Origin of the sequence: Candidatus Effluviviaceae Genus V sp., from assembly GCA_014728125.1 — a bacterium.
Classification (GTDB): Bacteria; Joyebacterota; Joyebacteria; order Joyebacterales; family Joyebacteraceae; genus WJMD01.
This window is the reverse complement of record WJMD01000024.1, coordinates 1-26,528: the sequence shown is the minus strand read 5'-3', so window position 1 is coordinate 26,528 and position 26,528 is coordinate 1. Positions and strand designations below refer to the sequence as shown.

Sequence of the window (26,528 nt, the reverse complement as noted above, 5' to 3'; positions counted from 1 at the left end):
GGCTGGTGGGCGCAGCTCGCGTTCCATCCGGTCGAGACGCTGGTCATCAACTTCGGCGCCGGCATGGACGACCCCGAGCTGCCGGACTACGCCGCCGCCGACATGATCGAGAAGAACACGACCTACTACGGCAACGCGATCTGGAACGTCACCCCATCGGCATACGTCGGGGTCGAGTACATGATGCTGGAGACCGAGTACGCCGGGGCGGGCGACGACCCCGAGGCGTACGAGAACAGCAGAGCGCAGCTCTCGCTTGGATACAAGTTCTAGTCACTGACACCCGAAAGGAGACGGGAATGGCAGAGGAGAAGAAGGACATTCAGGTGTTGCTTGACGAGAACCGTCTGTTCGAGCCTCCGGCGAAGCTGGCGGAGAACTCGAACGTGATGGCCTGGATGAAGAAGCACGGGATCGGGTCGTACGACGAGCTGCTCGAGAAGTGCCAGGACTACGAGTGGTTCTGGAAGGAGATGGCGGACGAGCTTCTCGAGTTCTACGAGCCGTACGACAAGGTGCTCGAGTGGGACGCTCCGTGGGCGCAGTGGTTCGTCGGCGGGAAGTACAACATCGTCCACGACGCCCTCGACCGCCACATGAAGACCGACACGAAGGACAAGGTCTGCTTCCGCTTCGAGGGTGAGCCCGGCGAGAAGAAGGAGTGGACCTACGCCGAGATGTACGCCGAGGTCAACAAGCTCGCCAACGCGATGAAGGCCATGGGTGTTGGGAAGGGCGACCGCGTCGGCATCTACATGCCCATGCTCGTCGAGCTTCCGATCGCCATGCTCGCATGCGCGAAGATCGGCGCCATCCATTCGGTCGTCTTCTCGGGCTTCAGCCCGCAGGCCTTCGCCGAGCGTCTCAACGACTGCGAGGCCAAGCTCGCGATCACGTGCGACCACTTCTGGCGCCGCGGCAAGAAGGTGGCACTGAAGGAGCAGACCGACGAGGCCATGAAGATGGCCAAGACGGTCGAGAACGTCATCGTCGTGAAGCGCATGGGCGACGACGTCCCGTGGACCGAGGGGCGCGACCACTGGTGGCACGAGGCGACCGCCGATCAGTCGGACGAGTGCGAGACCGAGAAGCTCGACGCGAACGACATCCTCTACATCCTCTATACGTCCGGCACGACCGGTCGTCCGAAGGGCATCCAGCACGCCCACGCCGGCTATGCGCTCGGCACGGCGACGACCCTGAAGTGGGTCTTCGACATCAAGGACGACGACGTGTACTGGTGCGCCGCCGACATCGGCTGGGTCACGGGCCACAGCTTCATCGTCTACGCCCCGATGATCCTCGGTGCGACGTCGGTCATCTACGAAGGCGCACCGGCATTCCCGGATCCCGACCGTTGGTGGGACATGATCGAGCAGCACGGCGTGACGGTGCTCTACACATCGCCGACGGCGGTCCGCGCACACATGCGCCTGGGCGACGAGCATCCGGAGAAGCACGAGATGAAGTCGCTGCGGCTCCTGGGTTCGGTCGGCGAGCCGATCAACCCCGAGGCGTGGATGTGGTACCACCTCCATGTCGGCAAGGAGAACTGCCCGATCATGGACACGTGGTGGCAGACGGAGACGGGACACTTCATGATCACCCCGCTCCCGATCACGCCCCTGAAGCCGGGCTCGGCGACGAAGCCGTTCCCGGGTATCTCGGCCAAGGTCTACGATGAGGAGGGCAACGCCATCCAGCAGGCCGGCGGCAACCTCGTCGTCGAGAACCCGTGGCCGGGCATGCTCCGCGGTCTCTACAAGGACCCGGAGCGCTACAAGAACGTCTACTGGAGCCGCTACGAAAACACGTACCTGGCCGGCGACGTCTGCCGCCAGGACGCGGACGGCTACTTCTGGATCCAGGGCCGCGCCGACGACGTGCTGAACGTCGCCGGTCACCGCATCGGCAACTCCGAGGTCGAGTCGGCGCTCGTCAGCCACCCGAAGGTGGCCGAGTCGGCCGTCGTCGGCAAGCCGCACGAACTCAAGGGTCAGTCGCTCTGCGCCTTCGTCGTTCTGAGGAAGGGCGTCGACGCCACCGACGAGCTCCGGAACGAGCTCCGCGAGCACGTCGGCAAGGAGATCGGCAAGATCGCCCGGCCGGACGAGATCTGGTTCGTGGACGATGTGCCGAAGACCCGTTCGGGCAAGATCATGCGCCGCGTCATCCGCTCCAAGGCCATCGGTGAGGAGGTCGGCGACACGTCGACGCTCGCGAACCCCGAGGCCGTCGAGGAGATCGGGAAGGCCCGGTAGTTCATCGTTCGATGTTCAGGGGGCGGCTCCCGTCGGGGGCCGCCCCCGTCAAGACACATGGGGCCGTTGGGGGAGACGTGCAGCAGCATCCCGCGGGCCCGGCGGCGGGGAGACGCCTCCGGACGTGCGGAGCGGCGAGGCGACCGGGAGCGCGGACTCCACCTCAAGAAGAGCCAAGGAGACGACATGGCGGAAGAGAAGATATTCAACAGGTGGATGGTCGTGCTCGGCGCGATCCTCATCCAGCTCTGTCTCGGTGGCATCTACATCTGGAGCGTGTTCAGGAAGCCGCTCGAGAAGGCGATCGAAGACGGCGGTCTGGGGCTCACGCCCAGCCAGGCGACGCTCCCGTTCTCTCTGGTGCTCATCTTCTTCGCTATCGCGACCATCCTAGGCGGCCGGTGGCAAGACAAGGCCGGTCCCAGGCTGGTGTCGACCATCGGCGGTCTGCTCCTGGGCGCCGGACTGCTGATCTCGGCGTTCGGGAAGTCGTTCCCGGCGCTCGTGATCGGGTACGGCATCATCGGCGGCATTGGCATCGGCTTCACGTACGTCTGCCCTGTCTCGACCGGCATCAAGTGGTTCCCCGACAAGCGGGGGCTCATCACCGGACTGTCGGTGGCGGGCTTCGGGGCGGGCGCGCTCATCCTGGCGCCCGTGGCGAACGCTCTCATCCTGAGCATGGGCATCTTCAACACGTTCATGACGCTCGGCATCATCTTCCTGGTCGTCGTGGTGATCGCGTCCATGCTGCTGAGGAACCCTCCGGAGGGCTACTGCCCGATCGGTTGGACGCCGCCCGAGAAAGTGGCGACCGCGAAGGACTCCTACACCACCGGTGAGATGCTCAAGACCCCGCAGTTCTACGCCATCTGGGTCATGTACTTCTTCGGATGTCTCGCCGGTCTCATGATCATCGGACAGACCTCGCCGATCGGCCAGGAGCTCGCGGGCTACACGGCGACGACCGCCGCGGTGGCCGTCATGCTGCTGTCGATCTTCAACGGCGCGGGCCGGATCTTCTGGGGACGCGTGTCAGACGGTCTGGGCAGGATGAAGACGCTCTTCGTCATGTTTATGCTCTGCGGCATCGCGATGCTTCTCTACAACGTGATCCCCGTCTTCCCGGCCTACTACTGGATCGGCGTGGCGGTCGTCGGGGCCTGTTTCGGCGGGTACCTGGCGCTCTTCCCGGCGGTCACGGCCGACTTCTTCGGAACGAAGAGCATCGGCGGCAACTACGGTTTCGTCTTCCTGGCGTACGGCGTGGGCGGGCTCGTCGGTCCGCAGTTCGCCGCGCGTGTGCTCGAGGCGACGGGCGGCTACACGGTCGCGTTCATCGTGACCGGCGTGCTCTGCCTGATCGCGGCCGGCATCACGTTCGCGACGAAGGCGCCGAAGGAGGCGTAGCGCAGGGGTTCGGACGAGGCGACCCGGACGGAAACCACAGGGCCCGCGGCGGCGCGTGAACAACGCGCTGTCGCGGGTCTTCTCATCTCGTCCTGGCGCCCCCCTCATCGAAGACTCACTCGGTTGCACCTGCCGGCCGTGCTAGCATCTCCCGGGCGTGGGCCGGGCCGGAGCCGCCGCCCTGGAGCCTCCGATTCAGACCTTCGCTTGACGGCAAACATGGTATAGTCTTATAGTCAAGGAGGACGGCATGGGCTCCCACCGCCGCGGGCGCCGCATCGGACGTCTGTCAGCACGCATCGTGACCTCGCTGCTTCTGACCGCGCTCGTCGTCGCGAGCGCGGCAGGGAACGCGTCCGCACTCGAGGGAGCGCTGTCCGGGTACATCGGTCCCGGCACCTACACGATCACAGGCGACATCTCCGTGCCGGCCGGTCAGACACTGACGCTCGCCCCGGGAGTGGTCTTCGAGTTCGAGGACGGCTTCTGGGAGGAGTACGAGTTCGACATAGAGGGCGCGCTGCTCGCCGAGGGTTCAGACATCTTGCCGATCAGCTTCCGCGCGGTGAGTGGCGTGCCCGAATACAACTACATCCGGATCCGGTCGTCCGACACGGTGATGCGCCATTGCATCATCGAGGACGTCGGCAAGGTGACAGCCCTCAATGAGGGCGGCCTGTGGGTGGACAACTGCAGCCCTCTCATCGAGGACTGCGAGATCGTCTCCGCGAGCTGGCACGGCGTCTACGTGACCGGTTCGTCCGCGCTTCCCACCATCCGACGCACCGTCTCACACGACAACGGCAACGACGGGTTCGACGCCGACTCAGGCGCCGGGCTCCATCTCGAACACTGCGTGTCGTACGGGAACGGCGAGGACGGCATCTGTCTCGCGAGCGGCTCGAACACGCTCGTCGGCTGTCTGGTCTACGGGAACGGCGAGGACGGCATCGACTGCCACGGCGTCACGGACTACGACGCGGCCGTCGTCAACTGCACCGTCGGCCCGCACCCGGGCGAGGGGCTTTCCGACGACTCCGCATACAGGCTCTACAACACGCTGGTCGTCGACTCGAACGACGGTGTCGCGGTCGCCGAGCACTCGCTCGTCGTCGACGACCTCTCGTTCTTCGGCTTCGTGGATCCAGCCTCCGGCGACTTCCGGCTGACGGCCGGCTCGCCCGCCGTGAACTACGGGACGCGCTTCGGCGCGGCAGGGACCATGCTGCCGGGGAACGACCTCGACGGGAACGCGCGCGTGCAGGGGATCGTCGACGCAGGCGCGTACGAGTCGTCCCATGCGGTCGATCCGGAGACGGGCGGCACGTGGTTCTCCGAGAACCTGCTCAGGCCCCGGATGGGGCAGCCGGTGTTCCGTGAGGACGGTGAGAGCTTCACGGCCCTCGTTGGGCTCATGGGAAGCTACTCCGCCGGGTCGGTCGCCGCGCAGCTCGTCGATCCGGAGGGCGGGACGCACCCTCTGAACGTCGTCGACCTGACGGCCGCCGACCTGACGCCCGGGAGCGGGCTCGCCATGAAGCTCTATCGTCCCGGGCTCGAGACCGTCCAGCAGGTCTCGCTCCTCATTCCGGTGGGGACCCCGGATGACGTCTACCGGTTCGAGGTGACCGTCGGCGGGTACACCTACTTCTCACGGTCGGCCGTGCGCGTCTACGACACGTACCCGATAAGCTACGGCGTGCTTCACATCACGGACACCCACATCGGGTACGACCAGGAGACCTACACCGCGACCGAGCGGCTGCAGTTCTTCGTCCAGGAGGCGAACTTCCTGGACCCCGAGCTGGTCATCCTGACGGGCGACGTCTGCGAGAATCAGAACCTCGGCCACGACTGGCCGCAGCAGTACCTCGCGGCGGTCGCCGACCTCAGGGTGCCCATCTACGTCGTTCCCGGAAATCATGATCACTATAACGACGGCGCGGACTACAACCCCGCGGGCCGGCTCCGCTACTTCCACGAGATCAACCGCTTCCGGAACTCCCGGCTCGACATCGGGAGCGCGCGGTTCTACGGTCTCAACTCGCAGTTCAACTACGGCCTCGCCGACTTCTACCGCTGCCACGGGCCGTCCGATGCAGCGCTCGACTGGGTGGAGGCCGACGCCGGAATGCTCGCGCCCTCGGAGAGCCCGAGGTTCCTGTTGATGCACGGTCCGAACTACGACTACTTCAGCTGGAACATGACGAACACCGGCCGGGTTCGGGACATCATGGAGCTCTGTGATTTCGACCTCGGCCCGGCGGGCCACACGCACCGCTTCGAGACCTTCCTGAACTCGGGCGAGAACTCCTTCGGACGGAACGACTTCGAGCACGAGGACGACTGGGGGCGCGATGTTCCGTTTCCCGGCTATCCGCTCCACGTGCAGACGTCGTCGCTGGGGAAGGAGGAGCACCTCTCGTACGAGGCGGCCCGGGAGCTGGAGGGGATGGAAACCGACGCGGCATCCGCCGCCGCCCGGGAGATGGGCTTCTCCTCGGTCGGGGAGGCCGTCACCGAGCTCGCGCGTGCTGCCGCGGCATCCCGTTCGGGGAAGCGCGGCCTCTTCGGTGACGACATCGGCTGGCGGTGGATTCAGATCGACGGCGCCGAGGTGGGCTTCTTCACGGCCGACACCGACGGCGACGGATACCGGAACACCGAGGACCCCTGGCTTCTGGGTGAGATACGGTTCGACCTCGTGACAAACCCCGACGGCAGCATCGTCTCCTCGGTCGAGAACCGGCACTACGAGACGTGGACCGACGTCCGGCACCACGTCCCGGCCGACCCGTCGACCGATTACCTCGTGAGCGGGGGGACGCTTCTCAGAAGGCTCCCGGACGGCACGGCGGTCGTGGCGGTGTCCTCGGTGGGGCCGCTGGCCACGTCAGTGGTCACCCTCGAGCCGACGACCGGCGTCGCGTCCGGCTCACACGTCGCCTTCGGTCTGCGGTCGGTCCGGCCCAACCCGTTCAACCCACGCACGACGATCCGGTTCGTGCTGCCCGAGGCCGGAACGGCCACGCTCAGCATCTACTCCGTCGACGGCGGGCGCGTCGCGACGCTCGCTGACGGTCACCTGCAGGCGGGTTCCCACCGCGTGCTCTGGGAGGCCAAGGACGACGATGGGAACCCCGTGTCGAGCGGCGTCTACTTCGCGAGGCTCAGCTTCGAGGGCCGGGAGGCGCGCGCGAGGATGACGGTCCTCAAGTAGCCGATGCCCAAGAGGTAGGGAACACCGGGCGCCCTGCGCAGCGACGCGGGGCGCTCTGTCGTCCAGGGGCGTTCGGCGGACATCCTCTCGTCACAGGTCGGCGGTCCGAGGCGCCTGACCGCGTCCGTCGAGGGAGTGAGAAAGGCGTGCAATCGTCTCCCGCATCATCTATGATTTTGGAAGGATGCTGATGTTGCCCTTTCGTGCCCAGTCTTGCTTGTATGAAAGCTATAGGATATTCGCCTGACGGCGGGATCCACGTGCCGGGGAAGGAGTGGACCGATGCGTTCTCTGATAGCGGTGCTCTGTCTGGTGTTCGCGGTGGCCGCGTCGGCCGACATCATCGATGTCCCCGGCGACGCCTCGACGATCCAGGCCGGCGTCAACGCGGCCTCATCCGGTGACACGGTCCTCGTCGCCGACGGCACGTACAACGAAGCCGGCATCGTGATGAAGCCCGGCGTTCTCCTGATGAGCGCGAGCGACGACTCGGCGGCCGTCATCATCGACCCCAGCAATCCGCCGATCATGGAGACCATCCTCATCATGCAGGATTGCGGCGACACGACGGAGGTGAGGGGCATGACGCTGGTCCGGGGCCTCTCGGCAACGACGCCACCGTACATGGGCGGGGCCATCCGTCTGACGAACTCATCGCCCGTCCTCACCGATCTCATGATCACGGACTGCCAGACGCTTGGAACCGGTGGCGGTATCTACATGGACAACTCCTCGCCGACGCTCACGGGTGTCACACTGCGGGGGAACCTCGCCACGAACGGCGGCGGGGGGATCGCCTGCATCAACGGGTCGAACCCGACCCTGACCGGGTGCACCTTTGTCATGAACTCGTGCCAGGCCGGCGGGAACGTCTACTGCAACGACTCCTCGCCCGAGTTCACAGACTGCGACTTCCACGGCGGCGCAACGGCGAACGACGGGGACGGGCTCTACCTGACGCACGGCTCGTCACCGACGCTCACGAACGTCAGTTTCGGCATGATGCAGAGCAACCTCCCAGGTTCGTACGGTCAGTGCGTCTACATGGAGGTCGACTCGTCGCCGACCTTCACGAACGTCTGCTTCTACAATAGCGGCCTCGGTTACGGTCCGCTCGTCTACGCGCAGGAGGGAACGTGCGCTCCCACGTTCTCATGCTGCAACTGCTTCGCGTGGGGGCCGAACTCGTCGACGTACGGCGGGACGATCGTCGACCCGACGGGCACCGACGGGAACATCTCGATGGACCCGCTCTACTGCGACGCGACGAATTGGGACCTGACCGTCGACGCGGCATCGCCCAACCTCGCTGCCAGCGAGCACAACGATTGCGGAACGCTCATCGGCTGTTTCGGGCAGGGATGCGACACGCCGGTCGAGGCGGCGACGTGGGGCGCCATCAAGTCGATGTACCGCTGAGCTTCGGACGACTTCCGGAAGAGAGAGGGCCCCGCGCTCAGGCGCGGGGCCCTCGTCCTGTTCTGGGAGAGCCGTACACGTGTTCCGGCCCTGTCGCCGCTGTCAGTCGAGGTAACCCAGCGACCGCAGCACGTCCTTGAGATGCGCCGCGTCGCCGTCGTGCCGGGCCTCCTCAAGGGCCGCCGGCGGGGGATACTCCGCGACCGCCGGGTCGCCGACGATCGACGCGTCGAGTGCGGCGTGTCCCTCCCAGAGCTCACACCGGGGCAGTTCGAGGATGGCCGCCATCGTCGGTGCGACATCGAGCACCGACAGGGAGTCGGGGCCGTTCGATTGCGGGACAAGCGGTCCCGCGTGCAGGAAGACACCATCCGGAGCATGCTCGCCCGAGAACCTCGCCTCGAGCATCGCGTCCACAAGCCGGTCGAACGGGCGGGACACGCCGGCGATGTCGATCAGGGCGTCCTCCGGGACCGCGTTGCGCGGTGCGATGGTCACGATGACGAGATCGTCGTCTCGAGAGACCTCGAAGAAAGGCCGGTCCTCGCCGACGATGCGTGCGGAGCGGAGCGCCCTCTCGATCTCCGTGGCTCGCTCGCGGCGTCGCTCCTCCTCGTCTTCCATGATCTCGATGTAGAGCTTGTCGTCGAGGTTCGAGCCGATCACATCGTCGCCGGCGTCGAGAGCGTCAAGGAGCCGCTCGGTCCGGATGCGGCAGAAACCCCCCATGATCTTCCGGACCGCGGGCCGGAAGCCGTGGTCGGAGACGATGACGATATCGGCATCGGGAGGGACCGCCCGGATGATCTTGCCGACGACGCGGTCGGCCTCGGCATAGAGCTCCTCGATGGCCCGTCCGTATCGCGCCGCTTCCTCGGGTGTGACGTCACGGAAGAGGCTCGGCTCACGGTACTTCCAGTAGAGGTGGCTGACCTTGTCAACCTGGTTGAAGAGCGCCACGCCCAGCTCCGGACGACGGCTCCGGAGCAGTTCAGCGAACATGTCGCTCTGAATCGCTGCGGAGACCCGGCGCTTTCTCCACGTACTCTCGAGCCCGTGGGGGTCACTTCGGGAGCTCATGATGGTCTCGAGCCCCATGCGGAGAGTGGACAGTCGGACTCCGCTTCTCAGCGCCCCCAGAAGCGCGCTGACGATGGATGTCTGGCTCTGCCCGCGTCCGCTCTGCGAGGCCCAGAGGTTCCAGAAGAAGCCGCACTCCGCAGGCACGGTCGTACAGTCGGGAGCCAGCGTGCTCGGAACCACGAAATCACGCTCGGTCAGACCGCGCGGCGGCGGCCACGTGAAGTACCACCCGCACGTACCGACCGACCGTCCGTCGATCCACGCTCTGTCCCAGAAGCGGCCCACCCGGAACGTGCGTTGAGACGCAGCCCATCCGTAGACGCCGCTGACGTTCGGCATGCACCCGGTTGCGATCGCGCTCCAGACCTGGGGCGAGAGCATCGACGGCAGGGACCGCAACCGAGCGCGGTGTCCCTTCCCCATGAGCGCTCGCGTGTTGGGCATGCGTCCCGCGGCGACGGCCGCATCGACACACTGCCACGAGGCGCCGTCGATGCCGATGAGGACCGCCCGTGTTCCTGTTGCCGGGGGCGCGGGAGGTCTGAGAAGGAGGAGGACGACGACCGCGACGGCGGCCGCTCCGCCGCCGAGCAGCGAGGTGGCGAAGCTCCGTGAACGGCGTGTCGCTCCGAGGATCGCGGCGGCCGCGAGCAGGGGCACGAGCCAGAACCACGCCGGATCGTTGCCGGAGAAGAAGGAGAAGAGCACAACAGCAGGGAGCGCCGCGGCGACGATGGCCCCGACACGAGGCCGGATGATTGCCGCGATGAGGATGATGACACAAGGCAGAGCGACGAACAGCAACGCCGCAGTCGGCACATCGTCGATGGTGTACGGGCTTGCGAGACGGACGGCCAGCAGGGCGGAGGCTGCCGAGAGAGGCGCCGCCACGGCGAGAACGCGCATCGTCATCGGAGCATCTCCATGGCGTCCCCCCGGGAACGGTTCGTTGCGACGATTTCTTTGAGTATGAACTCCTCCGTTGAACGTGTCAATGATGTTGCGTTCTGTCACCCAACATGAACAGTCGTCTCACGATAACGGATGACCCGCTGGGCACGACCGCGGCAGGAGGGGCTCCTCTGGTGACGAGCCGCGCCGCCTCGGGCGGACGGCCCGTCCCGCACGCCGGCTGCTCAGAGTTCTAGTTCCAGTCCCCGGGGCCTGTCGGGACGCACCGCCGGGAAGCGCCACCTGTTTCGTCTTGCCCTGTGGGAAGGCTGACGGTAGTGTGACGGTGAGTCGACACGTGTTCTCGGCGGGAGGGATGAGCATGACGGTCGAAGATATGCGGAAGTGGAACGGTCGATTCAGTGCCCGTCTTCTGGCGCTTGCCGTCGGCGTCGCCGCCCTGGCGTGGCTCCTCATCCGTTCCGGCACCCAGCCGCGGCGCCTGAGCTACCCCTGCCAGCAGTCGGCCGCGAAGACGTCGTGGCTCCTGCTGGCCGCACCGCTGATACCGGTTGTTCCCCGCCGCCGCAGGCGTCTCCGGACGAACCGTCCGATCCTGTGGCCCGCCGTCATGGCGGCCGTCATCCTGGTCGGCGTGCTCCTCTTCCTTCAGTTCATGGACCAGGACGGCGGCGCGACGCGCGCAGGAACGACGGCAGACCCGAACTGGCGCTCGGATGTCTGGCTGGAACTCGTGAGCACTCGGGTCGAGCCGCCGAAGATCCCCGGACGCGTCGTGCACGTCCTCGACGGCGCGGCGACGGACTGGGATTTCGAGTCGGGCTGGTACGGGGACCACATCGACCAGGACGTGGTGACGGCGATGGTGGAGGAGGGCCTGCTGCGCCTGACGGGCGCGGAGTCCGTTGTCGGTGCCTGGTCGCGCCTCATCCCGGAGTACGAGCGCGGGAAGAAGCTCGCCATCAAGGTGAACCTCAACAACACCCAGTCCGAGACGCCGACCGACGCCATCGACGCCGTCATCGAGCCGGTCAACGCGCTACTCAGCGGGCTCGTCGCGTTCGGCTTCGAGCCGTCCGACATCACGGTCTTCGACGTGACGCACGCGGCGCACGACGGGCGCATGCCGGAGCGCTTCTCCGGACGTTGCGACTACGACGGTGTCCGGTTCGAGGCGTGGGTGGGGAACCCGGAGCCCTTTTCGGCGGAGACCGTTTCCTTCGACCCGCCGGGGACGGACGTCACGGATCGCCCGCTGGCCCGGTGTCTGGTCGAGGCGGACTACCTCATCAACCTGCCGATCGCGAAGGTGCATGACTACGCGGGTATGACGGTGGGTTTCAAGAACCACTTCGGCACCATCGACCGGTGCGACCTTCTGCATCCGTTCGTCTTCGCCCGCTACGGCGGGACGCGGGAGGACTACAGCCCGCTCGTCGACCTGTATGCGAGCGAGCACATCGGGGGCAAGACGGTCCTCACGGTCTGCGACGCGCTCTTCGGGAACTGCGAGCATCTGTGGTCGGAGCCGGCGCCGTGGCCATCCTGCGGCGGAGCGCCGAACAGCATCTACCTTTCCACCGATCCGGTTGCGCTCGACTGCGTCGTCGGTGACGCGCTGGCCCGGGCCGGAGACGTTCCGGACTGGGCGGACGACTACCTCGTGCTCGCGGAACAGGCCGGGATGGGAGTCTACGAACGCTCCGAACAGGGCGAGTATCGGGACATAGAGTACGTTCTTGTGGAACGCTAGGGCAGGCGAACGGAGGTCGACTTGGCACTCTTCGGACGGAAGAAGCAGCGGACGCTCGTCATCGGTCTCGACGGCGTTCCGTACCCCCTCATCAACAGACTGGCCGACGACGGCGTCATGCCCAACGTCGCCAAGCTCAAGGGAACAGGACACCTCTCGAAGATGAAGGTGACGCTGCCCGAGATCTCGGCCGTCAGCTGGCCCAGCTTCATGACCGGGACGAACCCCGGGACTCACGGCATCTTCGGGTTCCTCGACCCGAAGCCCGGGAGCTACGACATCCGGTTCCCGAACTTCAGGGACCTCAAGGCCCCGACCATCTGGGACCGTCTCGGACAGCGCAAGAAGACGAGCGTCGTGGTCAACCAGCCGTCCACCTATCCGGCGCGAGAGATCCCGGGAGTGTTGGTCGCGGGATTCGTGGCGCTCAGTCTCAAGAAGGCGGTCTGGCCGTCCCGCTACGTAGACGACCTGAAGAACGCGGGCTACGAGATCGACATCGACACCCGCGAGGCGCGCGAGGACCACGACTACCTCATCAGGGCCCTCGACGAGACGCTGAAGGGCCGGATGGCCGCGGTCGACCTTCTCTGGAAGGGCGACTGGGACCTGTTCGAGGTCGTCGTGACGGGCACCGACCGGCTGCAGCACTACATCTGGGCCGCGTACGACGACCCGTCGCACGAGCACCATCAGGCGTTCCTCGACTACTACGCGAAGGTCGACAGGTTCATCGGGGAGCTCTACGGCCGATTCCAGGAGGTCTCGGGGCGGAAGGAGGAGGGCGAGGGGTTCTTCATGCTCTCCGACCACGGGTTCTGCGCCATCAAGCAGGAGGTCCGCATCGCCCGGTGGCTCATGGAGAACGGGTTCCTCACGTTCGAGAGCGACGACCCGAGGTCGCTCGAGGACATCTCCGAGGACGCGAAGGCGTTCGTCATCGACCCGGGCCGCATCTACCTCAACAGGAAGGGGCGCTTCCCGAAGGGCTCGGTCGACGAGGACTCCGCCCGGTCGGTCATGGACGAGATCAAGGCGGGGCTCTCGGAGCTCGAGCACGAGGGGGAGAAGGTCATCGAGCGCGTCTTCGAGCGGGACGAGGTGTACTCCGGGCCCGAGACGCCGAACGGTCCCGACCTCATCCCGGTGGGAAACCACGGTTTCGATCTCAAGGGGACCATCAAGGAGCCGGACGTCTTCGGCCGCACCAACCTGACCGGCATGCACACCTGGGACGAGGCGTTCTTCTGGTCGAAGGACGCGCCGCCGGACGACCTCAACATCACGCAGCTCGCCGGGATCATCGAGGGGACGCTCTAGGCTGGCCGCGATCCTGAACCGAGCGCGCACAAGCGAAGCGCCGGGGCCCTGGAGGGTCCCGGCGCGTTGCAACTGGTTCTGGCCTCCACCGTCAACTCTACTGGGTCAGCGTGACGAGCGTCGAGTTCGTCGTTTTCGCGGTGATCGTGCTCTGCGAGTCGTAGCCCTCCGCATCGATCGTCTCTTCCTTGTAGTAGTTGATGACGATCGCGGCCTGCCCGGCGCTCAGCTCGCTCAGGTCGCCCGAGGAGAACGTGTGCGAGCCGTCGTTGGCCGTCTCGATGGCCACGACCGAGCCGCCTCCCTGCGGCACGATCTGGATCGACACGTCGAGACTTCCACCGGTGCTCTCCCAGGTCATCGTGAACCCGCTCAAGCTGACGTTGCTCATGTAGGTCGGGCTCGTCATGTACGGCTCGTACTCGACGAAGTCGATGTCGGCCGTCAATGGGGGAACCGAGCGGATCTCATGAACCACGAACTCGTAGTTGTCGCCGAGCACGATGAACTCGGTGTCGAACGGGTCGAAGTATCTGTGCCTGTTCGACATCGGGTCCCACACCAGCTCGTACTCGTTGCACGTCACGCTGTCCGGCTGGACCGGCTCGATCGGGTCGCACGGGGCATATGTCGAGTCAAAGCGCGCGTAGAGATAGTCGGTCCTCATGAGCGTGTCTGCCGGAGCCGGGAGCGTCATGATGCTTCGCTGGACCGTCAGGTTGGCGTAGATGCCCTCGGCCGGCTGCCCCGACGAGGTCGTGTCGACCATCGCCGCGAACTCGGAGAGGTGCCCGACCTCGGCCGAGGCCTCGTTCGCCCCCGTATCGACCGTCGTCGTCAGCTGTTCCCAGCCGCTGCCCGAGTTCGTGCAGATGATGATGTCGTCCTCGTCGGCGCGGCCGAGCCCGGTGGGGTCGTACTCGATGGTGACGGTCGCGGCGCTCAGGAAGACCATGCCGTCGGGCTCTATGTCGTATGAGGAGGTGACGAAGTCCATGGGCGGCGTTGCCCCCGACGGACTGGTGTCCTCCTCGATGGTGAAATCGACATCGCCCGCCAGCGCTCCCGCGGGAACGCTGAGCTCGACCTCGTCCTCGATCTCGACGGAGCCTCCGTTCGGTCCGATGGTCCCCTGGGCGGACGACGGATCATCGCTGGGGCCGGTGCCGCCGCTGCCGGAGCAGCCGGCCAGGATCAACGCTGTCCCGAGGACAGCCACCATGAGCATGCCCACAAGAAACCTCATGGACCCCTCCTTCCAGTAGAGCGAATGCGGTTCATGCACAGTCGACTGTCGGCAAGGATACTGCCGGCGGTGAACCCGGTCAACCCTCCAACCGTCGCGGCCGCGGGGGGCGAAGGAGGCTCGGCGCCAGGGGGCCTATTTTCGCCTCGCCGTGGGGCTTCGCTTCTGATAGCGTCCCTTGAGGTTGAAACATCTCGCGCCAGGGGAGAACGCCATGAAACGGGTTGTGTCGCACACCGCCGCAGTCGTGCTGACTCTCGCCGTCCTCGTCTCGTGCTCCGTCGACCGGAGCAGCGGGGATCTGTCGGAGGTCACCGGGTACTGGCGGGGCGTGCCGCCCTCACAGGAAGCCATGGGGATGGAGCTCGTCTTCCTCATCGAGCAGGCGGGCGAGAGCCGTCTCGAGGCGACCGGCTACTGGCTGCTGAACGGAGCGGTCAACAACGAGTTCCCGGTCGACCGGGCCGTCTACCTGGGAGACGAAGCGGCGCTTGCGCTCGCGTACGGCGGCGCGACGTACGTCGCGACGGTCGACCCGAAGCTCGGCATCGCGCGCGGGAGCCTCAGCCGTCGGGACCACGAGGAGACGCTCCTCATGACCCGAGTCGAGTCGGGGACGCTCGAGGAGCTGACGCCGCGGTCGGGGATGACGGGAGCCGACTACCTGTACGAGACGCCGGAGGCGTCGGACGATGGGTGGGAGACCGCCTCGTTCGGCGACGTCGGCATGGACGGCGGCGTGGCCTCGGAGGCGGTTCGGGGCGTTCTGGACGGGAAGTACGGCTTCATTACGTCGCTCCTCGTTGTCCGCGACGACAGACTCGTACTCGAGGAGTACTTCTACGGCTCCGGCCGCGGTCAGCTGGAGCCGACGATGTCGGTGACCAAGTCGGTCGTCTCGCTGCTCGTCGGTGCCGCGATCGACCGGGGACTCATCGACGGTGTCGGCGTGCCCATCCTCTCGTTCTTTCCAACGCGTCGGGCGCAGGCGGCCGACGGATGGGAGGACGTCACGCTCGAGCACGTCCTGACCATGTCGACCGGTGTCGAGTGGCCGGTCGAGGTGAAGCAGGGTGGATACGTCGCGCCGTCCGACAGGTTCTCAGGTGTGCTCCAGCGACCGATCGCCTCGAAGCCCGGCATCCGTTTCGACTATGTCGGACTGAACGTCGAACTGCTCGCCGGCGTTCTTGAGACGGCGACCGGTGTGCACGCGGACATCTACGCGCGCGACGCGCTGCTCACCCCGATCGGGATCACCGAGTACGACTGGTCGAACCTGCGGTGGGAGGGACATCCTCTCATGGCCGGGTCGCTCCGACTCAAGCCCAGAGACATGGCGCGGATCGGGCAGCTCGTGCTGAACGGCGGGCTCTGGGACGGAAAGCGGATCGTCTCGGAGTCCTGGATCGAGCGGTCGACCGCCACGCAGATCGAGGAGGCGCCGGGCCGCGGGTACGGCTACCTCTGGTGGACGGGCGACTACGAGATGGCGGGGCAGACCGTACGGGCCGTCTTCGCGAGCGGCCTTGGGAGCAACTACATCGCCGTCCTGCCGGAGTACGACATGGTGGTCGTCACGACCGGGCGGAATGTGACGAACGGGCTCCATCAGGCGCCGCTCGACATGGTGCGGGACCACATTCTGCCGGCCGTCAGGCGGTAGAGCATCGGCGGCGACAGGTCGGCTTCGTCTCGCTTTCCACAATCATCACGAACTTACGGTTGACAGGATTCGGGCCATTCCGTAGACTCGCTGCTACATCGTATGCACTGTACGTTCGTGGGGGACATTCCGTCCGGCCGCGGCCGACGCTTCAGTCAGAAGGAACCGGGACCATGATTCTCGCGATTGGCACCATCACATAGGCCAGGAGAACACTCCAGTGGGGTATCGCAGCCGGGGGCTACGAGCCTCCGGCGTTTCTGCATTCTGGAGCCCTGGTTCGACGGGCCCCGGCGCGGTCGACCGCGTGGGGCTGTCACGAGAACCGGGGTGACGACGGACTCCATCGCGAGAAGGTAGAGAACCATGTGGCACGACGACTACATCCCTGACGAGGAAGAACGCCAGGTCGAGCATCTGCCCCTGCGGCAGATGATGAGCCGGGTGCTTCCCATGTTCAGGCCTCACCGGCGGACGCTGATCATAGCGGCCGCGCTCATGCTGGTCGCCGTCGGCGCCGAGCTGGCGGGCCCGCTGATCATCAGGCATGTCCTCGACGTGGACATTCCCGCGGCCGACAGGACGGGCGTCCTCTACCGGGGCATCCTGTACGCGGGGCTCTTCGCGATCGGGATGGCGGCCGCCTACGTGCAGGTCGTGATGGTCTCTCGCGTGGGGCTCTCGATCATCATGGAGCTCAGGGAGCAGGCGCTCTCGCACCTCCTGACGCTGTCGCTGGCCTACTTCGACAGAAACCCGCCCGGACGGCTGATGGCTCGGGTCGAGAGCGACGTCGAACGGCTGAGGATGCTCTTCAGCGAGGTCGCGCTCCAGCTCCTCAGGAACGCCGTGCTCCTGTTCGGGACCCTGGCCGTGATGCTCTTCGCGGACGCGAAGGTGACGCTCACGATCGTTCTGATCATGGCCCCGCTCGTTGTGGCCACGTACTTCTTCCTCCGGTACATCCGGAGGGCGTTCCGGACGATCCGGAAGCTCTACGCGAGGGTCTCGACGTTCCTGGCCGAGTACGTCCAGAACATCCCGATCCTCCAGATTTTCGGGTACACGGAGCGGGCGATCCTCGACCTGGCGCGGCTCAACAAGGACAAGTACTCGAAGGAGGTTCGGGTCTTCTTCAAGGAGTACGCGTTCTGGGGCGCCTTCTCGTCGATCGAGATCGCCGCCGTCATGGTCATCATCTACGTCGGCGCGAGGCATCTCTTCGGTGTCGTGATGACCGTCGGAACGCTGGTGCTCTTCATCGAGTACACGAGGAGGCTCTTCTGGCCGCTCGTCATGTTCTCGGAGCAGCTGGACTTCATCCAGCAGGCGTTCGCGTCGGCCGACCGCGTCTTCGACGTTCTCGACACGCCGTCGAGAACTCCGGACCGCCCGCACGCCACGGACGAGGTGCCGGACGACTGGAGCGAGATCGCGTTCGAGAACGTGACCTTCGAGTACGACGGAGGCGCACGTGCGCTCGACAACGTGAGCTTCACGATCCCGCGCGGGCAGCAGATCGCCCTTGTCGGGCTCTCGGGAGGCGGGAAGACGACGATCACGAACCTGCTGCTCAGGTTCTACGAGCCGACGAGCGGTCGCATCACCGTCGACGGCGTCGACATCCGGGAGTTCAAGCAGCGCGCGTGGAGGAAGAAGATCGGCCTGGTGCTTCAGGACATCCATCTGTTCCCCGGCACCATGATGGACAACCTGCGCGTGATGCGGGACGAGATACCGAGAGAGCATATCGACCGCGCGATGGACGTCGTGCAGGCGGGCGCGGTCGTCGAGAGGCTCCCGAACGGATACGACACAGTGCTCTCTGAGGGCGGCACGAACCTCTCGATGGGAGAGAGGCAGCTCCTCTGCTTCGCGAGAGCCATCGTCGATGACCCGGACGTGCTCATCCTGGACGAGGCGACCTCGTCGGTCGACCCGGCGACGGAGCAGCGTCTGCAGGACGCGCTCGACCACCTGCTGGAAGGACGGACCGCCGTCATCGTGGCGCACCGGCTCCAGACCATCATCAAGGTCGACAGGATCCTGGTGATGAACGAGGGGCAGCTCGTGGAGGAGGGAACCCACGAGGAGCTCTACAAGCAGGACGGCATCTACAGAGACCTTTTCGATCTCCAGTTCGCCTCGCACGCGCTGGAGGCGTGACGGCGACTCGCGTCCGACAAGGGACCGGGAGCAGAACGACACACGCTGGAGAGCTGAATAGAGAAGTCGGGACGGGCAGCGCAGGGGGCCCGGTGAGCCCCGAGGACATGAGTCCGGGCGCTCCCCCTCGCTCCCGCACCCGACGGAAGACGGACGAGCACAATGGAACAGAGACAGGACACGAAGCAGAGGAACGGGACGCGGGATTGCGGAGCGCCGAAGCTCACGTTCCGCGAGCACGTCCGCTGGCTGTGGGACTTCTGGCGCCCGCACCGGTGGGTGCTCGTTGCGCTCGGTCTCTTCACGCTCGTGTCGGCGTCCGTGGCCGTCGCCTATCCGCTGGTTTTCCGGTGGGTGATCGACAGGGTGTCCGGCATGTTCGAGGCGGGCGGCGAGGCGCAGGGTCTGAAGCAGGTGATGCTGATCCTGGGCGCGATCCTCATCGGTCACTTCATCTCGCGGCTCTATCCGGCGACGCGCGCGATGGTGAATGCCCGCCTCGAGCGGGACATCCGCGACAAGGTCTTCGGCGAGCTGATGGAGAAGGACTACCGGTTCAACAACCGGTTCCGGACGGGCGACGTCGTGACGAGGCTCACCGACGACATCGCGGAGTGGCCGAAGGTAGCGTGGTTCGCGTGTTCGGGCATCTTCCGGGCGGTCGAGTCGAGCTCGAAGCTCATCTTCTGCCTGGGGGCGATGCTCTATCTCTCCGGACGGCTGACGCTGCTCTCGGTCGTGCCGCTGCCGATCATGATGTGGGTCTTCTACAGCCTGCGCCACCGGATGCAGTACTACATGGAGGAGTCTCAGAAGAGCGTCTCGGCGACGAACGAGGTTCTCGAGTCGGTTTTCACCGGTGTCCGCATCGTCAAGGCGTTCGGAGCCGAGGAGGCACAGGCCACGAGGCTTCGCGACGTCCTGAAGCGCCGATTCGAGGTGCTCCTCGGGCTCGTCAAGTCGCAGGTCATCATGTGGTCGCTCGACACGTTCGCGAGCCGACTGGGGCAGATGATCGTCATCGCGTACGGCGGATACCTCGTCATCGAGGGCACGCTGTCGATCGGCACGATCTTCGCGTTCTACGTCTACCTCGACATGCTGACCGCGCCGATGATGGACATCCCGTGGCTCTTCATGACGGGGCAGCAGGCGTTCGTCTCGATCGACCGCGTCGAGCACCTGCGTCGCTTCCCCGTGACCGAGGTCAGGACGGGGGAGGAACCGGTCGACCGCGTGGACGAGCTCGCGTTCGAGGGCGTGACGTTCTCGTACGACGGCTCCCGGAACCACGTGGACGACGTCTCGTTCCGCGTCAAGGCGGGCTCCAGAGTGGCGGTCGTCGGACCGGTGGCGTGCGGGAAGTCGACGGTGCTCAAGCTGATCGCCGGCGTCATGAGTCCGACGGACGGCCGCGTGCTCGTCAACGGGCAGGCGATCGCCGCCGCCGACTGGGACACGTACCGGACGAAGATCGGCTACGTGCCGCAGGAGGCCGTGCTCTTCTCGAAGTCGGTCCGGGAGAACGTCCTCTTCGGCAGGGAGGTGCCGCTCGAGGCGCCCGAGTCCGACCGGATCGAGTGGACCGAGCGCTGCCTGTCGGTGGCGCAGATGGACGCTGATCTTGCGACGTTCCCCGCGGGGGTCGACACCGTCGTTGGTCAGCGGGGCGCGCTCGTCTCCGGCGGCCAGAAGCAGCGTATCGCCATAGCGCGGGCGCTCGCCGGCTGGCCCGAGATCCTGCTCTTGGACGACAGCACGGCCGCCCTCGACGCGAGGAACGAGGACCGGTTCTGGAGCCGTCTGGACACGGAGTTCGGGGGACGCATCACGTTCGTCGTCTCGCACCGACTGACGACGATCCGTCGCGCCGACTCCATCCTGGTTCTGGACGACGGGAAGCTCGTCGACCAGGGGGCGCACGAGGAGCTCATCGAGCGCTGCGGCATCTACCGGGAGTTCCTGCAGACCGAGCGCCGGAAGGAGCATCTCGAGATGGTGGCCGGAATGCGGCCGGCCTCTGAGGACGAGACGATGGGCGTGTAAGCGACGCAGGGGGCAGGCCTTCGGACGGGAGTCAGACGGTCGAGACCCGGCGGAGCCGTTCTCCGGCGGCGCATGTCAGAACGGGCGGGGCCATGAGGCTCCGCCCGTCAGCGTCTCCTGGCCACGTAGATGTCGGCCTCGATCATGACCTCGGTCGAGTCCATGAAGTGGTGGGCGAAGTAGATGTCTCCGGCGTCGTCGAGACACGGCTCCGCGGCGTAGTTCGAGATGATCTCGACGGGCGGGTTCCACCCGGCGCCCGAACGTGTGGAACGGAAGACGGCGGGACCGTGATAGCCGAGACCGCTGGCGCCCGTGTACCAGAGCTCGGTGCCGTCGGCGGTCACGAACGGGCGGCTCTCGGAGGCCGCAGTGTTGATCCCTGGTCCGAGGTTGACCGGCCCGCTCCAGGAGTCGCCCTCTCTCACGACGTAGTACAGGTCCGACGAACCGTATCCACCCGGAAGCTCCGCCCCGAAGTAGAGCGTCTCGCCCGACGCGTCGAGATGCCACTCGCCGACGTCGAGCTCCTCGTTGAGCCGCACGCCTGCGTTCCGCCAGTCCGTCCAGCTCCTCGCGCCCGACCGCTCCGCGTACCAGACATCGTGTTCGCCGTAGTTGCCGCCGCGGATCGAGCAGAACCAGAGGTCGTCGCCGTGAAGCGTCGGGCATCCCTCGAGCGACGGTATGCCGGAGAGGTCGACGAAGGTGGGTTCGTCGAGGGCGCGGCCGGCGCCGACCTCCCTTCCGTCCTCGAGGGCCACCCAGATGCCGGTGACGCCGTCGCCGACCTGTTGCTCGGCCGACAGCGAGACGTCGGGCGTGAACCAGAACAGGAAGAGGTCCCCGTCCGGCGAGACGTAGGGCGAGTCCTCTCCGCCGGCGGTGTTGACCGTACCCTCCAGCGGCTCCGGCTGCGCCCAGGAGCCGTCGTGAACGACCGGCGGGAAGTTGTCTGTCTGAGGTGTGACCTTGATCGCGCCGTCGGGGATGGCGGCGTATCTGTCCGGCGGCGACGACGGCCCGGTCGACGTGGCGCAGCCGGCCAGGCTCGCTGCGAGCGCGAGGGCGGCGATCAGCCCTCGGACGCAACGGTCGAGGGGCGGGGGGACCAGAGAGGGTGCGCCCGCTCCGGTGCACTCCGGATGTTCGCCGCAACCGCTGTGACGTCGGTGTTCTCTGTGCATCCTAACTCCCGAGGGCGTGCGATGTTCCCCCGTTCAGCGGGGGTTCTCTACGGCTTGATTCTTGCTTCTCCCAAGGCTATCATAGCAGTGGGAGGTACGAACAGAGACGATGTTGAGTCGCCGGAGCACCGTTCTTTTCATCTCGGCCGCGGTCGCCGCGGTTTTCGTATGCCCGGACCCGGCCTACGCTTACGTGGGACCGGGGGCCGGCTTCGCGGTTGTGGGTTCGCTCGCGATCGTCTTCGTGACGGTCTTCCTCGCGCTCGGTTCGCTCATATCGTGGCCGTTCCGGGCGCTCACGCGCGCCATCAAGGCCCGCAGGCTGCGGGGACCGGCGCAGGTGAAGCGGGCCATCGTCTTGGGCCTCGACGGGCTCGACCCTGTCCTCGCCAAGCGCTTCATGGACGAGGGCAAGCTCCCGACGTTCAGCAAGCTGGCCGAGGACGGCGATTTCAAGCCGCTCCAGACGGCCTGTCCATCGATGTCGCCGGTCGCCTGGTCGACCTTCGCGACCGGTGTCGACGCGTCCCGGCACAACATCTTCGACTTCCTCGACCGCGACGTGAAGACCTACCTTCCGATCCTCTCGTCGACCCGCATCTCGAACCCCGAGCGCTCCATCACGCTCGGGAAGTACCGCATCCCCATCGGGAAGCCGTCCATCCGGCTCATGCGGAAGTCGAAGACGTTCTGGAAGATCCTCGACGAGTGCCTCATCCCGTGCCACATCCTGCGCGTCCCGATCACGTTCCCGCCGGAGAAGCTCAAGAACGGCGTGCTGCTCTCGGCGATGTGCGTACCCGATCTCAGAGGAACACAGGGCAGCTTCACGTACTTCACGACCGACCGCGAGAAGGCGGGAGCGTACACGGGCGGCACCGTGATCCTCGTTGAGAAGCGGGACAAGGTCGTCTCGGGCGAGCTCCCGGGGCCTCCGTCTCCGTTCACCGACGATCACGAGCCGCTGACGGTACCGTGGACCGCGGAGATCGACGAGTTCTCGAACACAATCACCTTCGACTTCGACGGCGAGGAGCTCGTGCTTGAGCCCAGGCAGTACTCCGACTGGCTGACCGTCGAGTTCAAGGCGGGCCTCGGCGTCAAGGTCAAGGGCATCTGCAAGGTCTACGTGAACCGCATCAAGCCCGAGTTCGAGCTCTACGTGACGCCGATCAACATCGACCCCTCGAGCCCCGCGATGCCGGTCAGCGAGCCGTCGATGTTCGCCGACTACCTCTCGAAGCTCCAGGGGCCGTACGCCACGCTCGGTCTCGCCGAGGATACCTGGGCGCTGAACGAGCGCATGATCGACGAGCAGGCCTTCCTCGAGCAGACGTGGCTCATTCACGAAGAGCGCGAGGCGATGTTCTTCAACTCCCTGAAGAAGAACAGGAACGGTCTCACCGTCGTCGTCTTCGACGCGACCGACCGCATCCAGCACATGTTCATGCGCTACCTCGACCCGGCGAACCCGTCGAACCGGGACAAGGACACGGACCGCCACGCGGGGGCCATCGAGGAGCTCTACATCAGGATGGACGGGCTTCTCAGCCGGGTCCTCGAGCACGTCGACGACAACACGCAGCTCTTCGTCATCTCCGACCACGGCTTCAAGCAGTTCGCCCGGGGCGTCAATCTCAACACGTGGGCGCTCGAGAACGGGTACATGAAGGCGAAGCCGACCTCGAAGGGCGCGGCCGCGCTCGGCGAGGGGGAGGAACTCCCCGACGAGGTCGTCGAGACGGTCGGAGGCATGGGCGGAAGCTCGGGTGACGCGGCCGCGGAGGCCGAGGCCGACGCCGCCTGTGACCTGGGCGGGTACTGCGCAGGCACCGGCGGGAACGGCAGCGCCATCGGTGAGTATCTCTCGGACGTCGACTGGTCGGGAACGAAGGTCTACCAGCTCGGGCTCTCGGGCATCTACATCAACAGGAAGGGGCGCGAGGCGAAGGGGACCGTTCCGTCCGATGAGTACCAGGCCATCAAGCGGGAGCTCATCGAGAAGCTGACCGGTCTCAAGGACCCCGATACGGGGCAGATCGCCATCTCGTCGGTCTACGACACCGAGGAGATGATGAACGGTCCGTATGTCGGGAACGCGCCCGATCTGATCATCGGCTACAACGTCGGCTACCGCGCGTCATGGGACGCGGCGGTCGGCAAGTCCAGCGAGGCGGTCGTCGAGGACAACGTGAAGTCCTGGAGCGGCGATCACTGCATCGACTACAAGCTCGTGCCGGGCGTGGTCTTTTCCAACAGGAAGATCGCGGCCGAGAGACCGGGCCTCATCGACATCGGTCCGAGTCTCCTCGAGCTCTTCGGCGTGAAGGTACCTCCGTACATGAAGGGACGATCGGTCTTCCGTTCTTCCCAGAAGGCGACGGCGGAGGTATCGGGTGGAGGTGAGGAGTAGATGAGACGACACATGACGAAGCTGATGCTCATCGCGCTCGCTGCCGTGGTCGCCCTGGCCGGCTGCAGCTCCGAGGAGCCCCAGGAAGGCGCCCTCGGCGCTGAGGAACGCGAGGCGCTGGCCTCGCTCGGCTACGTGACCCGCGACGTCGGTGAGGGCCCGGGACAGGTCAGCAGGGAACGGCGCGTACTCGTGCTCGGCATCGACGGGATGGACTACGTGCTGACGTCGAGGCTGCTCGACGAGGGAAAGCTGCCGCACTTCAAGGCGCTGGCCGACCGGGGCGGTTTCAGCTCCCTTCTCTCGAGCATCCCGCCGCAGAGCCCCGTGGCGTGGTCGAACTTCATCACGGGCGCCGATCCGGGCGGACACGGCATCTTCGACTTCGTGCACAGGAACCCCGAGACGTATCTGCCGTACCTCTCGACCTCCAAGGTCGAGCCCGCTCCCGAGAAGGCCAAGCTCCTGGGCATCCCGGTCGCGAACCGGCTGGCTGTGCCTTTCACCGACTACGTCTTCCCGCTGGCCGGCGGCGCGACGATCAACCTGCGCCGGGGCGTCGCGTTCTGGCAGGTGCTGGAGCGGGCCGGCGTGCCCTGCACCATCTTCAAGATGCCTTCGAACTTCCCGCCGATACCGAGCGAGGAGGGGCTGGTCCAGAGCGTCTCCGGGATGGGAACGCCCGACCTCCTGGGAACGTACGGGACCTTCTCGTTCTACACGACCGATCCCTGGCGCGGCTCCGAGGACCTCTCGGGCGGCAACGTCTATCCGGTCGAGGTCGAGAACGGGGTCGTCCACGCGACGATCTACGGCCCTCCGAACGACTTCAAGGACTACGCGAAGATCGAGGAGCGGACAGGCGAGAAGGTCGCGTACGACGCGAAGAAGGTGTCGGTCGACTTCGAGGTCCACGTCGACCCCGAGAACGACGTCGCCAAGGTCGTCCTCGGCGGCCAGGAGGAGATCCTGAACGTCGGCGAGTTCTCGGACTGGATCGAGATCGACTTCACGATGGTCCCGTCGCTCGTCTCGGTCTCGGGCATCGCCCGCTTCTATCTGAAACAGGCGCATCCCGAGTTCGAGATGTACGTCTCGCCGATCCAGATCAACCCGGCCGATCAGGTGCTTCCGATCACCGACCCGCCGAGCTACGGCAAGGAGATCGTCGACGCCTGCGGCTACTTCTACACGCAGAACATGCCGGAGGACACGAAAGCGCTCGAGCACGGCGTCTTCGGTAACGAGGAGTTCACGAAGCAGTCGGGGATCGTCTTCGACGAACGCTACCGCTGCTACGAGTGGTGTCTCGACAACTTCGACGAGGGGCTGCTGTACTACTACTTCGGCTCGCTCGACCAGAGCTCGCATGCGATGTGGAGATGCATGGACCCGGCTCACCCGGCCTACGACCCGCGAGAGGACGCCGAGTTCGCTGATTACCTCGAGGACCTCTACGTGAAGTTCGACAGCGTCCTGGCCCGCACGATGGAGGAGGTCGACGAGAACACGACGCTCATCGTGCTCTCCGACCACGGGTTCGCGCCGTGGTACCGTCAGTTCCATCTGAACCGGTGGCTCTACGAGGAGGGCTATCTCGTGCTCAAGGACGGCGTCAGGCCCTCGAACGTCGAGTGGCTGATGGGCGTCGACTGGAGCCGCACAAGGGCCTACGGGCTCGGCATCAACGGGCTCTACATCAACCTGAAGGGTCGGGAGAAGAGCGGCGTCGTCAGCCCGGGTGCCGAGGCCGACGCGCTCATAGACGAGATCGCTGAGAAGCTGGAGTCCTACCGGGACCCGAAGAACGACAAGCGGGTCATCATCAAGGCCTACAAGGCATCGGAGACGTATCAGGGACCGCACGTCGAGACGGCCCCGGACATCGTGATGGGATACGGCTGGGGCTATCGCGGGTCCGACGCGACGGCCACCGGCGCGATTCCCGCGGAGATCGTGGACGACAATCTCAAGAAGTGGAGCGGCGACCACTGCGCCGACTACCACCACGTGCCGGGCGTGCTCTTCACGAACAAGCCCATCACGCACGACTCGCCGTCGCTCTACGACATGGCGCCCACCATTCTGACCGAGCTGGGCGTCGACAAGACCAGCTGGATGATCGGCCGGTCGGTGTTCAGATAGGCTGCGCGCAGGCCGGGACGGGCACGGTGCGCGGCGCCTGAGGGATGCAGCGAAAGGAGCGGTTCATGTTCGGCGGCGGAAGCATCAAGATCGACAAGGAGCTCCTCGAGAAGGTCAAGAAGTTCTCGAAGATCGCCGGGTACTCGTCGCCGGAGGAGTTCGTGACGCACGCCCTCGAGAAGGAGATCGCGAAGCTCGAGGAGTCGGACTCCGAGGACGAGATCAAGGAGAAGCTGAAGGGCCTGGGGTACATCTCCTAGCGCAGGGGAACGCGAACGATG

General features: G+C 65.9%; 15 protein-coding genes. 12 read left to right on the top strand and 3 right to left on the bottom strand.

Annotated features, from left to right (window positions below):
- Nucleotides 1–299 precede the first annotated feature (299 nt).
- The 4 genes from acs to GF405_01385 all read left to right on the top strand — a co-directional run bounded on the left by acs (nucleotide 300) and on the right by GF405_01385 (nucleotide 8,310).
- Nucleotides 300–2,261 (top strand): acetate--CoA ligase, encoded by a 1,962-nt coding sequence (gene acs / locus GF405_01400; protein MBD3366811.1) that lies wholly within the window; start codon nucleotides 300–302, stop codon nucleotides 2,259–2,261.
- A gap of 57 nt (nucleotides 2,262–2,318) precedes the next feature.
- The gene (locus tag GF405_01395; GenBank protein MBD3366810.1) at nucleotides 2,319–3,671 is read left to right on the top strand and encodes an MFS transporter; all 1,353 of its coding nucleotides are present in this window, start codon (nucleotides 2,319–2,321) and stop codon (nucleotides 3,669–3,671) included.
- 250 nt (nucleotides 3,672–3,921) lie between these two features.
- Entirely contained in the window at nucleotides 3,922–6,891 is a 2,970-nt protein-coding gene (locus GF405_01390; GenBank protein MBD3366809.1) for a hypothetical protein, read from the top strand.
- Nucleotides 6,892–7,173: 282 nt separating this feature from the next.
- Complete coding sequence (locus GF405_01385; protein ID MBD3366808.1) at nucleotides 7,174–8,310, top strand: hypothetical protein; 1,137 nt, start codon at nucleotides 7,174–7,176, stop codon at nucleotides 8,308–8,310.
- 102 nt (nucleotides 8,311–8,412) lie between these two features.
- Here GF405_01385 and GF405_01380 read toward each other — a convergent pair whose 3' ends face one another.
- Entirely contained in the window at nucleotides 8,413–10,305 is a 1,893-nt protein-coding gene (locus GF405_01380; protein MBD3366807.1) for a hypothetical protein, read from the bottom strand.
- A gap of 355 nt (nucleotides 10,306–10,660) precedes the next feature.
- Here GF405_01380 and GF405_01375 point away from each other — a divergent pair, with 355 nt between their 5' ends.
- Together GF405_01375 and GF405_01370 are read left to right on the top strand one after the other, a co-directional pair.
- A complete protein-coding gene (locus tag GF405_01375) occupies nucleotides 10,661–12,058 on the top strand; it encodes a DUF362 domain-containing protein (protein MBD3366806.1) in 1,398 nt (465 codons plus the stop codon).
- Between the two features lie 21 nt (nucleotides 12,059–12,079).
- Entirely contained in the window at nucleotides 12,080–13,378 is a 1,299-nt protein-coding gene (locus GF405_01370; GenBank protein ID MBD3366805.1) for a hypothetical protein, read from the top strand.
- Nucleotides 13,379–13,475: 97 nt separating this feature from the next.
- Here the strand turns inward: GF405_01370 and GF405_01365 are convergent, their stop codons facing one another.
- Nucleotides 13,476–14,624: a hypothetical protein gene (locus GF405_01365; protein MBD3366804.1), complete on the bottom strand. Its 1,149-nt coding sequence runs from the start codon at nucleotides 14,622–14,624 to the stop codon at nucleotides 13,476–13,478.
- Nucleotides 14,625–14,838: 214 nt separating this feature from the next.
- Here GF405_01365 and GF405_01360 point away from each other — a divergent pair, with 214 nt between their 5' ends.
- The 3 genes from GF405_01360 to GF405_01350 all read left to right on the top strand — a co-directional run bounded on the left by GF405_01360 (nucleotide 14,839) and on the right by GF405_01350 (nucleotide 20,502).
- The gene (locus GF405_01360) at nucleotides 14,839–16,290 is read left to right on the top strand and encodes a serine hydrolase (GenBank protein MBD3366803.1); all 1,452 of its coding nucleotides are present in this window, start codon (nucleotides 14,839–14,841) and stop codon (nucleotides 16,288–16,290) included.
- A gap of 366 nt (nucleotides 16,291–16,656) precedes the next feature.
- Nucleotides 16,657–18,456 (top strand): ATP-binding cassette domain-containing protein, encoded by a 1,800-nt coding sequence (locus GF405_01355; protein ID MBD3366802.1) that lies wholly within the window; start codon nucleotides 16,657–16,659, stop codon nucleotides 18,454–18,456.
- A 162-nt stretch (nucleotides 18,457–18,618) separates the two neighbouring features.
- The gene (locus tag GF405_01350) at nucleotides 18,619–20,502 is read left to right on the top strand and encodes an ATP-binding cassette domain-containing protein (protein ID MBD3366801.1); all 1,884 of its coding nucleotides are present in this window, start codon (nucleotides 18,619–18,621) and stop codon (nucleotides 20,500–20,502) included.
- Between the two features lie 107 nt (nucleotides 20,503–20,609).
- Here GF405_01350 and GF405_01345 read toward each other — a convergent pair whose 3' ends face one another.
- Nucleotides 20,610–21,689, bottom strand: coding sequence for a hypothetical protein (locus GF405_01345; protein ID MBD3366800.1), 1,080 nt, complete (start codon nucleotides 21,687–21,689; stop codon nucleotides 20,610–20,612).
- Between the two features lie 109 nt (nucleotides 21,690–21,798).
- Here GF405_01345 and GF405_01340 point away from each other — a divergent pair, with 109 nt between their 5' ends.
- From GF405_01340 to GF405_01330, 3 genes are all read left to right on the top strand, one after another.
- Nucleotides 21,799–24,102 (top strand): nucleotide pyrophosphatase, encoded by a 2,304-nt coding sequence (locus GF405_01340; protein ID MBD3366799.1) that lies wholly within the window; start codon nucleotides 21,799–21,801, stop codon nucleotides 24,100–24,102.
- A complete protein-coding gene (locus GF405_01335; protein ID MBD3366798.1) occupies nucleotides 24,103–26,247 on the top strand; it encodes a hypothetical protein in 2,145 nt (714 codons plus the stop codon).
- Nucleotides 26,248–26,312: 65 nt separating this feature from the next.
- Entirely contained in the window at nucleotides 26,313–26,507 is a 195-nt protein-coding gene (locus tag GF405_01330) for a hypothetical protein (GenBank protein MBD3366797.1), read from the top strand.
- Nucleotides 26,508–26,528 lie beyond the last annotated feature (21 nt).

What these genes read in the sequence shown, in the direction of transcription:
- GF405_01365 (MBD3366804.1), bottom strand. Translation starts at nt 14,624, where the DNA reads ATGAGGTTTCTTGTGGGCATGCTCATGGTGGCTGTCCTCGGGACAGCG.
- GF405_01355 (MBD3366802.1), top strand. Translation starts at nt 16,657, where the DNA reads ATGTGGCACGACGACTACATCCCTGACGAGGAAGAACGCCAGGTCGAG.
- acs (MBD3366811.1), top strand. Translation starts at nt 300, where the DNA reads ATGGCAGAGGAGAAGAAGGACATTCAGGTGTTGCTTGACGAGAACCGT.
- GF405_01345 (MBD3366800.1), bottom strand. Translation starts at nt 21,689, where the DNA reads ATGCACAGAGAACACCGACGTCACAGCGGTTGCGGCGAACATCCGGAG.
- GF405_01340 (MBD3366799.1), top strand. Translation starts at nt 21,799, where the DNA reads ATGTTGAGTCGCCGGAGCACCGTTCTTTTCATCTCGGCCGCGGTCGCC.
- GF405_01395 (MBD3366810.1), top strand. Translation starts at nt 2,319, where the DNA reads ATGGGGCCGTTGGGGGAGACGTGCAGCAGCATCCCGCGGGCCCGGCGG.
- GF405_01335 (MBD3366798.1), top strand. Translation starts at nt 24,103, where the DNA reads ATGAGACGACACATGACGAAGCTGATGCTCATCGCGCTCGCTGCCGTG.
- GF405_01380 (MBD3366807.1), bottom strand. Translation starts at nt 10,305, where the DNA reads ATGACGATGCGCGTTCTCGCCGTGGCGGCGCCTCTCTCGGCAGCCTCC.
- GF405_01330 (MBD3366797.1), top strand. Translation starts at nt 26,313, where the DNA reads ATGTTCGGCGGCGGAAGCATCAAGATCGACAAGGAGCTCCTCGAGAAG.
- GF405_01350 (MBD3366801.1), top strand. Translation starts at nt 18,619, where the DNA reads ATGGAACAGAGACAGGACACGAAGCAGAGGAACGGGACGCGGGATTGC.
- GF405_01390 (MBD3366809.1), top strand. Translation starts at nt 3,922, where the DNA reads ATGGGCTCCCACCGCCGCGGGCGCCGCATCGGACGTCTGTCAGCACGC.
- GF405_01360 (MBD3366803.1), top strand. Translation starts at nt 14,839, where the DNA reads ATGAAACGGGTTGTGTCGCACACCGCCGCAGTCGTGCTGACTCTCGCC.
- GF405_01385 (MBD3366808.1), top strand. Translation starts at nt 7,174, where the DNA reads ATGCGTTCTCTGATAGCGGTGCTCTGTCTGGTGTTCGCGGTGGCCGCG.
- GF405_01375 (MBD3366806.1), top strand. Translation starts at nt 10,661, where the DNA reads ATGAGCATGACGGTCGAAGATATGCGGAAGTGGAACGGTCGATTCAGT.